Annotated in this window: 12 protein-coding genes; 11 read left to right on the top strand and 1 reads right to left on the bottom strand. The window is 58.6% G+C overall.

The annotated features are described in order from the left end of the window. The first annotated feature begins 60 nt into the window (after positions 1 to 60). From B195_RS17265 to B195_RS17230, 8 genes are all read left to right on the top strand, one after another. Complete coding sequence (locus B195_RS17265; RefSeq protein WP_003440699.1) at positions 61 to 798, top strand: response regulator; 738 nt, start codon at positions 61 to 63, stop codon at positions 796 to 798. Continuing rightward, a complete protein-coding gene (locus tag B195_RS17260) occupies positions 788 to 2248 on the top strand; it encodes an ATP-binding protein (RefSeq protein WP_003440701.1) in 1461 nt (486 codons plus the stop codon). Before B195_RS17265 ends, B195_RS17260 begins: the two co-directional genes overlap by 11 nt. 136 nt (positions 2249 to 2384) lie before the next feature. Continuing rightward, positions 2385 to 3683, top strand: a complete 1299-nt coding sequence (locus B195_RS17255; RefSeq protein ID WP_003440702.1) for an ABC transporter substrate-binding protein — start codon at positions 2385 to 2387, stop codon at positions 3681 to 3683. Positions 3684 to 3796: 113 nt separating this feature from the next. Beyond that, the gene (locus tag B195_RS17250) at positions 3797 to 4705 is read left to right on the top strand and encodes a carbohydrate ABC transporter permease (protein WP_003440704.1); all 909 of its coding nucleotides are present in this window, start codon (positions 3797 to 3799) and stop codon (positions 4703 to 4705) included. Beyond that, entirely contained in the window at positions 4698 to 5543 is an 846-nt protein-coding gene (locus B195_RS17245; RefSeq protein ID WP_003440706.1) for a carbohydrate ABC transporter permease, read from the top strand. The genes B195_RS17250 and B195_RS17245 overlap by 8 nt, the downstream gene beginning before the upstream one ends. A 2-nt stretch (positions 5544 to 5545) precedes the next feature. Further along, complete coding sequence (locus B195_RS17240) at positions 5546 to 6706, top strand: ABC transporter ATP-binding protein (RefSeq protein WP_003440708.1); 1161 nt, start codon at positions 5546 to 5548, stop codon at positions 6704 to 6706. Positions 6707 to 6880: 174 nt separating this feature from the next. Next, entirely contained in the window at positions 6881 to 8230 is a 1350-nt protein-coding gene (locus tag B195_RS17235; protein WP_003440710.1) for a carbohydrate porin, read from the top strand. Between the two features lie 210 nt (positions 8231 to 8440). Further along, complete coding sequence (locus B195_RS17230) at positions 8441 to 9313, top strand: D-hexose-6-phosphate mutarotase (protein WP_003440712.1); 873 nt, start codon at positions 8441 to 8443, stop codon at positions 9311 to 9313. 41 nt (positions 9314 to 9354) lie between these two features. On the opposite strand, the gene B195_RS17225 is transcribed toward B195_RS17230, so the two are convergent. Continuing rightward, the gene (locus B195_RS17225; RefSeq protein ID WP_177412960.1) at positions 9355 to 10215 is read right to left on the bottom strand and encodes a MurR/RpiR family transcriptional regulator; all 861 of its coding nucleotides are present in this window, start codon (positions 10213 to 10215) and stop codon (positions 9355 to 9357) included. 208 nt (positions 10216 to 10423) lie between these two features. On the opposite strand from B195_RS17225, the gene zwf reads away from it, so the two are divergent. From zwf to B195_RS17210, 3 genes are read left to right on the top strand one after another with little or no spacing between them, the layout of a single operon-like run. Beyond that, complete coding sequence (gene zwf / locus B195_RS17220; RefSeq protein WP_003440716.1) at positions 10424 to 11893, top strand: glucose-6-phosphate dehydrogenase; 1470 nt, start codon at positions 10424 to 10426, stop codon at positions 11891 to 11893. Further along, positions 11880 to 12593: a 6-phosphogluconolactonase gene (pgl, locus tag B195_RS17215; protein ID WP_003440717.1), complete on the top strand. Its 714-nt coding sequence runs from the start codon at positions 11880 to 11882 to the stop codon at positions 12591 to 12593. The genes zwf and pgl overlap by 14 nt, the downstream gene beginning before the upstream one ends. Then, positions 12590 to 13276 (top strand): bifunctional 4-hydroxy-2-oxoglutarate aldolase/2-dehydro-3-deoxy-phosphogluconate aldolase, encoded by a 687-nt coding sequence (locus B195_RS17210; RefSeq protein ID WP_177412956.1) that lies wholly within the window; start codon positions 12590 to 12592, stop codon positions 13274 to 13276. The genes pgl and B195_RS17210 overlap by 4 nt, the downstream gene beginning before the upstream one ends. Positions 13277 to 13333: the final 57 nt, after the last annotated feature.

Here is a 13333-nt window from a genome sequence, read left to right as displayed (position 1 = left end):
TGTCGTCAGCAACCCCGCGCCTGCATCAAGGGGGGGTAAAAAACAATAAGGAACATCGCTGTGAGCGCACTCGGCAAATCAATTTTGCTGGTCGACGATGACCAGGACATTCGTGAACTGCTTGATATCTATCTCACCCGAGCCGGTTTTCAGGTACGTACCGTGGGTGACGGTGCCGGCTTTCGCCAGGCGCTGGAAGACACACCCGGCGATCTGCTGATACTTGATGTGATGTTGCCCGATGAAGATGGCTTCAGCCTGTGCCGCTGGGTGCGGCAACACCCGCGCTTTGCCACAATCCCGATCATCATGCTCACTGCCAGCTCCGACGAGGCTGACCGGGTGATTGGCCTGGAGCTGGGCGCAGACGATTACCTGGGCAAGCCCTTCAGCCCCCGTGAACTTCAGGCGCGGATCAAGGCGTTGCTGCGCCGGGCGCAGTTTTCCAGCGTCAATGTGACGGCCGGCAACGAGGTCATGGCCTTTGACGAATGGCGCCTGAACACTGTGACCCATCGCCTGTTTCATACCGACGGGGAAGAAGTGATCTTGTCGGGAGCAGACTTCGCCTTGCTCAAGCTGTTTCTGGACAATCCGCAACAGATCCTCGATCGCGATACCATCGGCAACGCAACCCGCGGCAGGGATCTGATGCCGCTGGACCGCATCGTCGACATGGCTGTCAGCCGCTTGCGCCAACGCTTGCGTGACACCGACAAGCCTCCCCGGCTGATCCGCACCGTTCGCGGCAGCGGTTATCAGCTGGCGGCCCAGGTCAGCGCCGTCCATGGCCTTTAAATTCCGGCCCCAAGTCCGTATCCCCCGTTCATTGCTCGGGCGCATGCTGTTACTCACCCTGCTTGCCATTTTGCTGGCGCAGACGCTATCGAGTGCCATCTGGCTCTCGCAATTGCGTACCACCCAGCTCGAAGGCCTGGTCACCAGTGCCCGCAGCCTGGCGTATTCGATGAATGCCACGGTGACGTACTTGCGGTCACTACCCCTGGCCTACCGGCCCATGGTGCTCGACCAGATGCGCAGCATGGGCGGTACGCGGTTCTTCGTAAGCTTGAATGACAAGCCGCTGGAGATGCCGGTGCTGCAGCCGACCCAGCGCAAAAAGGCGGTGCTCAGCGCGGTGGATCAAGTGTTGCGCCAGTCCCTGGGGGCTGATGTCGACATGACCGTGCAATTTGTCAGCCCCCGGGACTTGCGCATCTTCAATGCCGGCATGAGGCTCGAAGAGTTGCCGCGTTCCTGGGCGCATTTCGCCTTGACCCTGGAGCCGGTCAATCCGCCGGTACTGGTGACGCAAATTCAGATGGCCCCCGGCGAGTGGCTGTACATCGCCTCCTTGTTGCCCGAACCCTATACCAGCCTTGAGGAGGAAGGCCTGCCGGCCGTGCAGTTGTGGTTTATCGCCCTGAGCAGCATCTTCCTGCTGTTGTTTATCGGACTGCTGGTGCACTGGCAAAGTCGCCCGCTCAAGCGTCTGGCCCGGGCGGCGCGGGATATGTCGCTGGGGGAGGACAAGCTCAAGCCGGTGGAAATCGGTGGCGGCAGCGAAGTGGTGGAAGTCGGCCGGGCCTTTAACACCATGCGCGCCCGTATCAGCCGTTATCTGACGGAGCGCAGCCAGTTGTTCAGTGCCATCTCCCATGATTTGCGTACCCCCATCACCCGCCTGCGGCTGCGGGTCGAGTTGCTTGAAGACGAGCAACTGCAGCACAAGTTTGGCCGCGATCTGGATGAGCTCGAGCTGCTGGTCAAAGGTGCACTGCAATGTGTGAAGGACACCGATATTCACGAAAATATCGAGCAGGTGGACCTCAATCTGTTACTCGATTGTCTGATAGAGCCTTATTTATTGCCCCAGGGAAATGGCCGTGTGACGTTACAGGGGCGAGCCCTCAAGCCTTACTCGGGCAAGCCCCTGGCCCTGCGTCGCTGCATGGGCAACCTGATAGATAACGCACTCAAATACGGAAAAAATGCTCACCTGCGCATTGATGACAATGAGCGCGCCTTCGTTCTGACCGTTGACGATGAGGGCCCGGGCGTACCGGAGCAGCGTCTGGAACAAGTATTTGAACCGCACTTTCGTCTGGCCGGGCAGCAGCAGGGCTATGGTCTGGGGCTCGGTATTGCCCGCAGCATCGCCCATAGCCATGGGGGCGAAGTCAGTCTGCAGAACCTGCGCGTCGGCGGGCTGCGGGTCACTTTGTACCTGCCGCGAAATGCCGACTGATCGGGTTGATCCTTATGTAACCGGATCGTGACATTTGCGCGTCTCTTCGTTACGCGAGCCTGGGCGGTGATGGATACACTCTTCGGCAGCGCAAGCAAAAGACTTGCCCAGCTATAACAACAAGAAAGGACATCTCATGAATTCACTCAGTCGCCTCGCCGTTTCCATCTCTCTCGCCTGTGCATTTCCCCTGACAACCTATGCCGCCGACGCACCTGCCGATTCCAAAGGCACGGTCGAAGTGGTGCACTGGTGGACCTCGGGCGGTGAAAAAGCGGCCGTTGATGTCCTCAAGGCCCAGGTCGAAAAAGACGGCTTCACCTGGAAAGACGGCGCAGTCGCCGGCGGTGGCGGAGCCACGGCCATGACCGTACTGAAAAGCCGTGCTGTCGCCGGCAACCCGCCAGGCATGGCTCAGATCAAAGGCCCCGACATCCAGGAGTGGGCCTCCACGGGCTTGCTCGACACTGAAGTCCTGAAGGACGTTGCCAAAGAAGAGAAGTGGGACAGCCTGCTCGACAAGAAAGTCTCCGATACCGTGAAATACGAAGGCAATTACGTGGCCGTGCCGGTGAACATCCACCGGGTCAACTGGCTGTGGATCAACCCTGAAGTGTTCAAGAAAGCCGGTATCGAAAAAGCCCCTGCCACCCTCGAAGAATTCTATGCCGCGGGCGACAAGCTCAAGGCTGCCGGTTTCATTCCGCTCGCCCACGGTGGCCAGCCTTGGCAGGACAGCACTGTGTTCGAAGCCGTGGTGCTCTCGGTCATGGGGGTCGATGGCTACAAGAAGGCACTGGTAGAGCTGGATAACGCCACCCTGACCGGTCCTGAAATGGTCAAGGCGCTGACCGAACTGAAGAAAGTCGCGACCTACATGGACGCAGACGGCAAGGGGCAGGACTGGAACCTGGAAGCGGGCAAGGTCATCAACGGCAAGGCCGGCATGCAGATCATGGGTGACTGGGCCAAGAGCGAGTGGACGGCGGCCAAGAAAGTCGCGGGCAAGGATTATCAGTGCGTGCCTTTCCCGGGTACCGATAAAGCCTTTACCTACAACATCGACTCCTTGGCGGTGTTCAAGCAGAAAGACAAGGGCACGGCGGCGGGTCAGCAGGACATTGCCAAGGTCACCCTGGGGGAAGACTTCCAGAAAGTCTTCAGCATCAACAAAGGCTCGATCCCGGTGCGGATCGACATGCTGAACGACATGGCCAAGTACGGTTTCGATTCTTGCGCCCAGACCGCGGCCAAGGACTTCCTGGCTGATGCCAAAAGCGGTGGCCTGCAGCCGAGCATGGCGCACAACATGGCAACCACGCTGGCGGTGCAGGGCGCATTCTTTGATGTGGTGACCAACTACATCAACGACCCGAAAGCCGACCCGGTTGAAACGGCCAAGAAACTCGGCGCAGCGGTCAAGTCTGCCAAGTAACCCGTAGCGGCAGGTTTCAAGCTGCAAGCTGCAAGTCAGAGCACTGTCCTGCTTGTCTTGCAGCTTGAAACTTGTAGCGGGTAACTGCTCTTTCCTTTTTTATGGATTTCCCCATGAGTTCTGTTGCTGCCTTCAGCAAAGCCTCGCCGTTCGATGCACTGCAGCGCTGGCTTCCCAAACTGGTGCTGGCGCCCAGCATGTTCATCGTCCTGGTGGGCTTTTACGGCTATATCCTGTGGACGTTCGTTCTTTCGTTCACCAACTCGACTTTCCTGCCGACCTACAAATGGGTAGGCCTGGCGCAATACGCACGCCTGTTCGACAACGACCGCTGGTGGGTCGCCAGCAAAAACCTGGCGGTATTCGGTGGCATGTTCATCGCCATTACCTTGGTGATTGGCGTGACGCTGGCGGTGTTCCTCGATCAGCGCATCCGGCGTGAAGGCTTCATCCGCACTATTTACCTGTACCCGATGGCGCTCTCGATGATCGTCACCGGTACCGCCTGGAAGTGGTTGCTGAACCCGGGCATGGGCCTGGACAAGCTGCTGCGGGACTGGGGCTGGGAAGGCTTTCGTCTGGACTGGCTGATCGATCCCGACCGCGTGGTGTATTGCCTGGTGATTGCGGCAGTGTGGCAAGCCTCGGGTTTTATCATGGCGATGTTCCTCGCCGGCCTGCGCGGGGTCGATCAATCGATCATTCGTGCCGCCCAGATCGATGGCGCGAGTTTGCCGCGGATTTACTGGAAAGTGGTGCTGCCAAGCCTGCGTCCGGTGTTCTTCAGTGCGGTGATGATTCTGGCGCACATTGCGATCAAGAGTTTTGACCTGGTGGCGGCAATGACGGCCGGTGGTCCGGGTTACTCGTCCGACTTGCCTGCGATGTTCATGTATTCCTTCACCTTCAGTCGCGGTCAGATGGGTGTCGGTTCGGCCAGTGCGATTCTGATGCTCGGAGCGATTCTTGCCATCATCGTGCCTTACCTGTATTCCGAGCTGAGGGCCAAGCGTAATGACTAGTCTTGCCGGCAAATCCGCCATCAGCCTGAGCCGCATCGCGATCTACGCGGTGCTGATCTTCGCTGTACTGCTGTACCTGGTCCCCCTGGTGGTCATGTTGTTGACCAGCTTCAAAACCCCGGAAGACATCAGTACCGGCAACCTGCTGAGCTGGCCCGCCGTGGTCACCGGCATTGGCTGGGTCAAGGCCTGGGCCACGGTCGACGGCTACTTCTGGAACTCGATCAAGATCACCGTCCCGGCGGTACTGGTCTCCACCGCCATCGGCGCGCTCAACGGCTACGTGTTGTCGATGTGGCGTTTTCGCGGTTCGCAGTTGTTCTTCGGCCTGCTGCTGTTCGGCTGCTTCCTGCCGTTCCAGACCGTGTTGCTGCCAGCCTCGTTCACCCTCGGCAAAATGGGTCTGGCCAGCACCACCACCGGCTTGGTGTTTGTGCACATTGTTTACGGCCTGGCGTTTACTACACTGTTTTTCCGCAATTACTACGTCAGCATTCCCGACGCGCTGGTGAAGGCGGCGCGTCTGGATGGCGCGGGTTTCTTTACGATTTTCCGCATGATCATTCTGCCGATGTCGACCCCGATCATCATGGTCTGCCTGATCTGGCAATTCACGCAGATCTGGAATGACTTCCTGTTCGGCGTGGTGTTCTCCAGTGGTGACTCACAGCCCATTACCGTGGCGCTGAACAACCTGGTCAACACCAGTACCGGGGTCAAGGAATACAACGTGGATATGGCCGCGGCGATGATCGCCGGGCTGCCGACCCTGCTGGTCTATGTGGTCGCAGGCAAGTATTTCGTGCGCGGGCTGACGGCCGGCGCAGTCAAGGGGTAATCATGGCAACGCTTGAACTTCGTAATGTAAACAAGACCTACGGTGCCGGCTTGCCGGACACCCTGAAGAACATCGAACTGTCGATCAAGGAAGGAGAGTTCCTGATCCTGGTGGGGCCTTCCGGGTGTGGCAAGTCGACGCTGATGAACTGCATCGCCGGCCTGGAGAACATCACGGGCGGCGCGATCATGATTGATGATCAGGACGTCAGCGGCTTGAGTCCCAAGGATCGCGACATCGCCATGGTGTTCCAGTCCTATGCACTGTACCCGACCATGAGTGTGCGCGAGAACATCGAGTTCGGTCTCAAGATCCGCAAGATGCCCCGGGCTGACATCGACGAAGAAGTGGCCCGGGTTGCCAAGTTGTTGCAGATCGAGCATTTGCTCAACCGCAAGCCGGGGCAATTGTCCGGCGGTCAGCAACAGCGTGTGGCAATGGGCCGGGCCCTGGCCCGGCGGCCGAAGATCTATCTGTTCGACGAGCCATTGTCCAACCTCGATGCCAAGTTGCGGGTGGAGATGCGCACCGAAATGAAACTGATGCACCAGCGTCTGAAAACCACCACCGTCTACGTCACCCACGATCAGATCGAGGCCATGACCCTGGGCGACAAGGTGGCGGTCATGAAGGACGGCATCATTCAGCAGTTCGGTACTCCCAAGCAGATCTACAACGATCCGGCCAACCTGTTTGTTGCCAGCTTTATCGGTTCGCCACCGATGAACTTCATTCCGTTGCGCCTGCAGCGCAAGGACGGCCGCCTGCTGGCGCTGCTGGACAGTGGCCAGGCGCGTTGTGAGTTGCCGATGAGCATGGATGACGCCGGTCTGGAAGACCGCGAGGTGATTCTGGGGCTGCGCCCGGAGCAAATCGTGCTGGCCTCGGCCGATGCTGCCGGCATGCCAACCATTCGCGCCGAAGTCCAGGTGACCGAGCCCACAGGTCCGGACACTCTGGTCTTTGTTCAGCTCAATGAGGCCAAGGTCTGCTGTCGCCTGGCGCCTGATGTGGCGCCGCAAGTGGGTGAAACCCTGACCCTGCAATTCGACCCGGCCAAGGTGTTGCTGTTCGATGCCAAAACCGGTGAGCGCCTGGGCACTGCTGCTTCGTTGCCGGTACAGGATCGTGCCGACAACGTCACCCGAATCAAGGGGCGCTGAGTTTCAAAGTGTGGGGGTGTTCATGGAGGAGCCGGGGCCGTCTGAGCTGCAAGCGACCCGCCCCCACAGTTACACAGGGGTAGTGCCGTTGCGGGCATTGGAACGGTCGGGAATTTAAAAGTGGACCGAGTTGGATAAAAACAGTTAATAACAATAAAAGACGAGGATTTAGGGATGAAAAAGCAACACGCAAATACCCGGTTGATCTGCCAGCTGTCAGCCGTCGCCGCGCTGGTGCTTTCTGCCAATGCGATGGCCGACGACGCTTTCAGTGCAGATTCAAAATGGATGACCGGTGATTGGGGCGGTGAGCGGACCAAGCTGATCGAGCAGGGTATCGACATCAAGGCCGATTACGTCGGCGAAGTAGGCGCCAACCTGCATGGCGGCTATAACCACGACAAGACCGCGCGCTACAGCGACCAGTTCGGGCTGGGCGTGGCGCTGGACCTGCAAAAACTGTGGGGCTGGGATAACACCCAGGCCAAGATCCAGCTCACTAACCGTAATGGTCAGAGCATCTCCAATGACCGTATCGGCGACCCGCGTGCCGGAACCCTGAGCTCCTCCCAGGAAGTCTACGGCCGCGGCCACATGGTTCGTCTGACCCAGTTGTATATCCAGCATCAATTCCTGGACGGCAAACTGGACGTCAAGGCCGGTTACTTCGGTGAAGGCGAAGACTTCAATACCTTCCCGTGCGAATTCCAGAACCTGGCGTTCTGCGGTTCCCAGGTGGGTAACTGGGCCACCAACATCTGGTACAACTGGCCGGTCAGCCAGGCTGCACTGCGGGTGAAATACAACATCACCCCCGAGTTCTATGCGCAGATCGGTGCGTACAACCAGAACCCGTCACAACTTGAGCACGGTAACGGTTTCAAACTCAGCGGCAGCGGGACCAAGGGTACAGTGCTACCGGTCGAACTGGTCTGGTCGCCCAAGGTCAACAACCTGCCGGGCGAATACCGTGTGGGCTACTACAAGAGCACGGCACCTGCGGATGACCTGCGCGAAGACATCAACGGCGCAGATGCTGCGACCACCGGTCAAAGCTACCGTGTGCGCAACAGCAAGCACGGTTACTGGTTTGTGGCCCAGCAGCAACTCACCAGCCACAACGGTGATGCCTCCCGTGGTCTGAATGTTGCAGCCAACGCAACTTTCCACGACAAGGCCACCAACATTGTCGACAACTATCAGTCGCTGATGTTTGTGTACAAAGGTCCGTTCGATGCCCGTCCAAAAGATGACATCGGTATCGGTTTTGCCCGTATCCACGTCAACAGTGATGTTAAGAAAAACGCCGAGCTGGCCAACGAGGCCATTGGTGTCACCGACTATGACAACCCGCTGTACTCACCGCTGCGCTCCACCGAATACAACTACGAACTCAACTACGGCATCCACGTGACCAACTGGCTGACTGTGCGTCCTAACCTGCAATACATCACCCACCCGGGCGGTGTTGACCAGGTTGATAACGCGTTGGTGGCCGGCCTGAAAATTCAGTCGGTGTTCTAACGTTGTTGCGATAAGCTCCTGTCCTTATGCGCATTTGACGGATAGCCATGGCTATCCGTTTTTTTGTGCAGGAGCTTTCGGGCTTTAGTGAGACCGCGATAGCGGTTTACCCGTCGATATCTTTTCTGGATCTGGCACCTCCTTGCAGGCAGGCCAGCTCCCACAGGTTCTACTAAGGTTTGGGCGACATGATTTTCAGGACTGCGGCACATGCATGAGCATCCGCTTCACCGTTTTTTCAAATCCAGACGCGAACAGCCGGTCTTCCAGTGGGAGCGCTTTCAGCAGCGTGACATCCTGGTGATTGACCACCCCCATTGTCAGGCCGTGTTCAGCCGTCAGGGTGCGCAACTTCTGCATTTCAAACCCGCCGGCCAGAAGCCCTGGTTGTGGTGTGCTGCCAAATGGCCGCAAGTTGGAGCGATCCGTGGTGGCGTGCCTATTTTCTGGCCGTGGTATGGCCGTCATCCAAGCGAAAATGCGTGGCCGTCCCATGGCTGGGCGCGTTTGATCGACTGGAAGTTGCTGGACAGTCATGCAGACGAAGAGGGCGTGAGCCTGCACTGGCGGTTACAGCTGTGCGACTGGCAGGTGGATCTGCATGCGCGACTGGGCGAAGACATGGAGCTGCGCCTGAGCACCGAACACCAGGACGATGAGCCTTGCCAGCTGAGTCAGGCTTTGCGCGCTTACTGGCGGATTGGTGATGTGGCGCAGATAGCGCTGTCCGGTCTTGACGGGGTACAGGGCTACGACCAGCTCAACCGCGAAGTTTGCCAGCAGCAGGGCGAGTTACGGGTTGCGGGCGGTTGTCAGCGGGTGTTCCGGCATGACGGCGAAATGCAGCTCAATGACCACGCCTGGCGGCGGGCGCTGAGCATCGACACCGGCGCCAGTGGCAACACGGTGGTGTGGCATCCGGGCAAGCGGCCGTTACTGGGTGTGAGCTGGAACGAAGTGATGGGGTTTGTGTGTGTCGAGTCCACCAGCGGCGGTACCCACAATCAGACCCTGGCCCCTGGCGAGCAAGCGCATCTGAGTCTGCAGGCCCGGGCCGGTTTGGTGAGTGCCGCACCTCTGTAGGAGCGAGCTGCGGTTGCCTTGAAGCTCGCTCCTGCAGGTGGTCAGTTGAACTCGTCACCCACCGGATAGCGGCTGGCGTTCAGGCTTTCCTTGATTTTTCGCAGGTGTGGCTGGAAATCCACGCCGCGGCGCAGGGTCATGCCGGTGGCCAATACGTCCAGTACGGTGAGCTGGATGATGCGCGAGGTCATCGGCATGTAAATGTCGGTGTCTTCAGGCAGCGGAATGTTCAGGCTCAAGGTACTGGCCTTGGCCAGTGGCGAATTCTCTGCGGTCAGTCCCAGTACCGAGGCCCCGTTTGCCCGCGCAATGCGTGCTACCTCTACCAGCTCCCGCGTCCGTCCGGTGTAGGAAATAATCACGAACAGCTCGCCGGTGTGCGCCACTGACGCAATCATGCGCTGCATCAGCACGTCGGCATGGGCAGTGACGGCCAGGTTGAAACGAAAGAACTTGTGCTGTGCATCCAGCGCCACCGGCGCCGAGGCACCCAGGCCAAAGAAGTGAATCTGGCGGGCCTGGATCAGCAAGTCGACGGCGCGGCTGATAAGGTTGGGGTCCAGTGCCTGGCAGGCGCTGTCGAGCGATGCAATTGCACTGCCGAAAATCTTCTGGGTGTAAGCTTCGGGATTGTCGTCGGCCTCAACTGCGCGGCTGACATAGGCGGCGCCGCTGGCCAGACTTTGCGCCAGTTGCAGCTTTAGCTCCGGATAACCGCTAACCCCGAACGAACGGCAAAACCGGTTAACCGTAGGTTCACTGACGGAAGCCGCCTGGGCGAGCGCCGCAATGCTGAACCGGGTCGCCTGTTGCGGATTCTGCAGGATGATTTCTGCCACTTTGCGCTCGGCCTTGTTCAGGTCTTCGAGGCGGCTTTTGATCTGTTCGAGTAAATTTCGCACGCGGTCCATTTATGTTCCTTGGTTCAGCGATGCAAAGAGCCGGGTTCTAAAGCAGCTCTGGAAGGTGGCCTATCCTACTGGTGGCCTGTTACGACCACTAGCAGGAATCTGTATTTTGAGAAAATGTTGTGTTTATTACTACATTTTTCCTTGAGTGATACCTTGAAAAAAGGTATTTGTAGCTTAACTTGATAAAAGAACAAACATCATGCCTTCGATTACGGTTGAACCGTGCACCTTTGCCTTGTTCGGCGCCCTTGGCGATCTGGCCTTGCGCAAGCTGTTTCCTGCTTTATATCAACTGGATCGTGCCGGCCTGCTGCATGCCGATACGCGCATTTTTGCGCTGGCTCGCGAGCCGGGTGACGCCCTTACGCATCTGGCACACATCGACAGCCAGTTGCGTCAGTACGTTGGAGCCAAGGAAATCGAAGAAGAAGCGCTAACCCGCTTCCTGGCTCGCTTGAGTTACCTGCATGTGGACTTTCTCAAGACAGAAGATTATTTGCCTCTGGCTGAACAAGCCGGAACGGCCCAGCGCCTGATCGCGTATTTCGCGACGCCGGCGGCGGTGTATGGGGCCATCTGCGAGAACCTGTCCCGGGTCGGTCTGGCTGAAAATACCCGTGTGGTGCTGGAAAAACCCATTGGTTCGGACCTGGACTCATCGCGTAAGGTCAACGATGCCGTCGCGCAGTTCTTCCCCGAGACGCGTATTTACCGCATCGACCACTACCTGGGTAAAGAAACCGTACAAAACCTGATCGCCCTGCGTTTTGCCAACAGCCTGTTCGAAACCCAGTGGAACCAGCGCTACATCTCCCACGTTGAAATCACCGTGGCCGAGAAAGTCGGCATCGAGGGCCGCTGGGGCTATTTCGACAAGGCCGGCCAACTGCGGGACATGATCCAGAATCATCTGTTGCAGCTGTTGTGCCTGATTGCCATGGATCCGCCTGCGGACCTGTCGGCAGACAGCATTCGCGATGAAAAAGTAAAGGTTCTCAAGGCGCTGGCCCCGATCAGCGCCGAAGGTCTGACCACCCAGGTGGTACGTGGCCAATACATCGCCGGTTACAGCGAAGGGCAGTCGGTCCCGGGCTATCTGGAGGAAGAAAACTCCAATACCCAGAGCGACACCGAAACCTTCGTTGCCCTGCGTGCCGACATTCGTAACTGGCGTTGGGCGGGGGTGCCGTTTTATCTGCGCACCGGCAAACGCATGCCGCAAAAACTGTCGCAGATCGTGATCCACTTCAAGGAACCCTCGCACTACATCTTCGCCCCGGAGCAGCGTCTGCAAATCGGCAACAAGCTGATTATTCGCCTGCAGCCGGACGAAGGTATCTCCTTGCGGGTGATGACCAAAGAGCAGGGCCTGGACAAGGGCATGCAACTGCGTAGCGGCCCGTTGCAATTGAATTTTTCCGACACGTACCGCAGTGCGCGGATTCCGGATGCCTACGAGCGTCTGTTACTCGAAGTGATGCGCGGCAACCAGAACCTGTTTGTGCGCAAAGACGAAATTGAAGCGGCATGGAAGTGGTGTGACCAGTTGATCGCCGGCTGGAAAAAGTCTGGTGATGCGCCCAAGCCGTACGCGGCGGGCTCCTGGGGACCGATGAGTTCCATAGCATTGATTACGCGGGACGGGAGGTCTTGGTATGGCGATATCTGATTTGAAACTGCCTGAAGGGGTCAACGCGCACACCTTCAAGAACCCGGCGATTCTGGCCGAGGAACTGGCAAAAAAAGTGGCCGGGCAATTGAATGCAGCCATTGGCGCGCAAGGCGTTGCCACCCTGGTGGTATCCGGTGGGCGTAGCCCGGTGGCGTTCTTTCAGAGCCTGATCAAGCAACCGGTGGACTGGTCGAAAGTGGTGGTCAGTCTTGCCGATGAGCGCTGGGTCCCGGTGGAGCACGCCGACAGCAACGCCGGCCTGCTCAAAAAGAACCTGCTGCAAGGGCCGGCAGCCAAGGCGCGCTTTGTCGGCTTGTATAACGTGGCGGCCAATCTTGACGCTGCGGCAGAGCAAGCTGACCGCGCATTGGCCGAGCTACCGCCGATTGATGTCCTGATTCTGGGCATGGGCGACGACGGGCACACCGCCTCGCTGTTCCCCGACAGCCCGAATCTGCTTGAAGCCTTGAAAGCGGATGGCGAGCGTCGTTGCTGGCCGATGCTGGCACCGACCGTGCCTCATCAACGCTTGAGCATGAGCCGCAGCCTGCTGGCGAGCGCCAGGAACACGGTGCTGTCGATTCAAGGGCAGGCCAAATTGAATACCCTCAACGAAGCGCTGGCGGGCACTGACATTGCCGCCTTGCCGATTCGTGCCTTTCTGCAACCTACGTTAGAGATTTACTGGTGCCCATGAGCCAAGGATCAGCTGCCATGACAATAAAAACTGCGAACGTATCGATGGCCGATAAAGTCGCCCTGATCGATGAACTGTGTGCCTCGGCGCGAATTCTGCCGGTGATCACCATCGCTCGTGAGCAAGACATTCTGCCGCTGGCCGATGCGCTGGCTGCGGGCGGCCTGACGGCACTTGAAGTGACCTTGCGTTCACAGTTCGGGCTCAAGGCCATTCGTGTTCTGCGCGAGCAACGGCCCGAGCTGGTAACGGGGGCGGGCACCGTGCTGGACCGGCACATGCTGGCGGCTGCCGAAGAGGCCGGTTCGCAATTTATTGTCACCCCGGGCATTACCCGTGACCTGCTGGAAGCCAGCGTGGCCAGCGATATCCCGCTGCTGCCGGGTATCAGCAATGCGTCCGGAATTATGGAAGGCTACGGTCTGGGTTACCGTCGATTCAAGCTGTTCCCGGCTGAAGTCAGCGGCGGTGTGGCGGCGATCAAGGCGCTGGGCGGCCCCTTCGGTGAAGTGAAATTCTGCCCGACCGGCGGTGTTAGCCCGGCGAACATTCGCAACTACATGGCATTGAAAAATGTGATGTGTGTGGGCGGTAGCTGGATGCTCGACAGCGAGTGGATCAAGAACGGCGACTGGGCCCGAATCCAGGAATGCACCGCCGAGGCCCTGGCTTTGCTGGATTGACCACCTGTGTAACGAATTTGTTGTGTGTTCTACGGTTTTTGGTGCGCTTGGTCGGCG

This window comes from Pseudomonas sp. Lz4W (assembly GCF_000346225.2).
Lineage (GTDB): Bacteria > Pseudomonadota > Gammaproteobacteria > Pseudomonadales > Pseudomonadaceae > Aquipseudomonas > Aquipseudomonas paraversuta.
The sequence above is the reverse complement of the archived record's forward strand: the minus strand, read 5'-3'. Positions and strand labels throughout refer to the sequence as shown.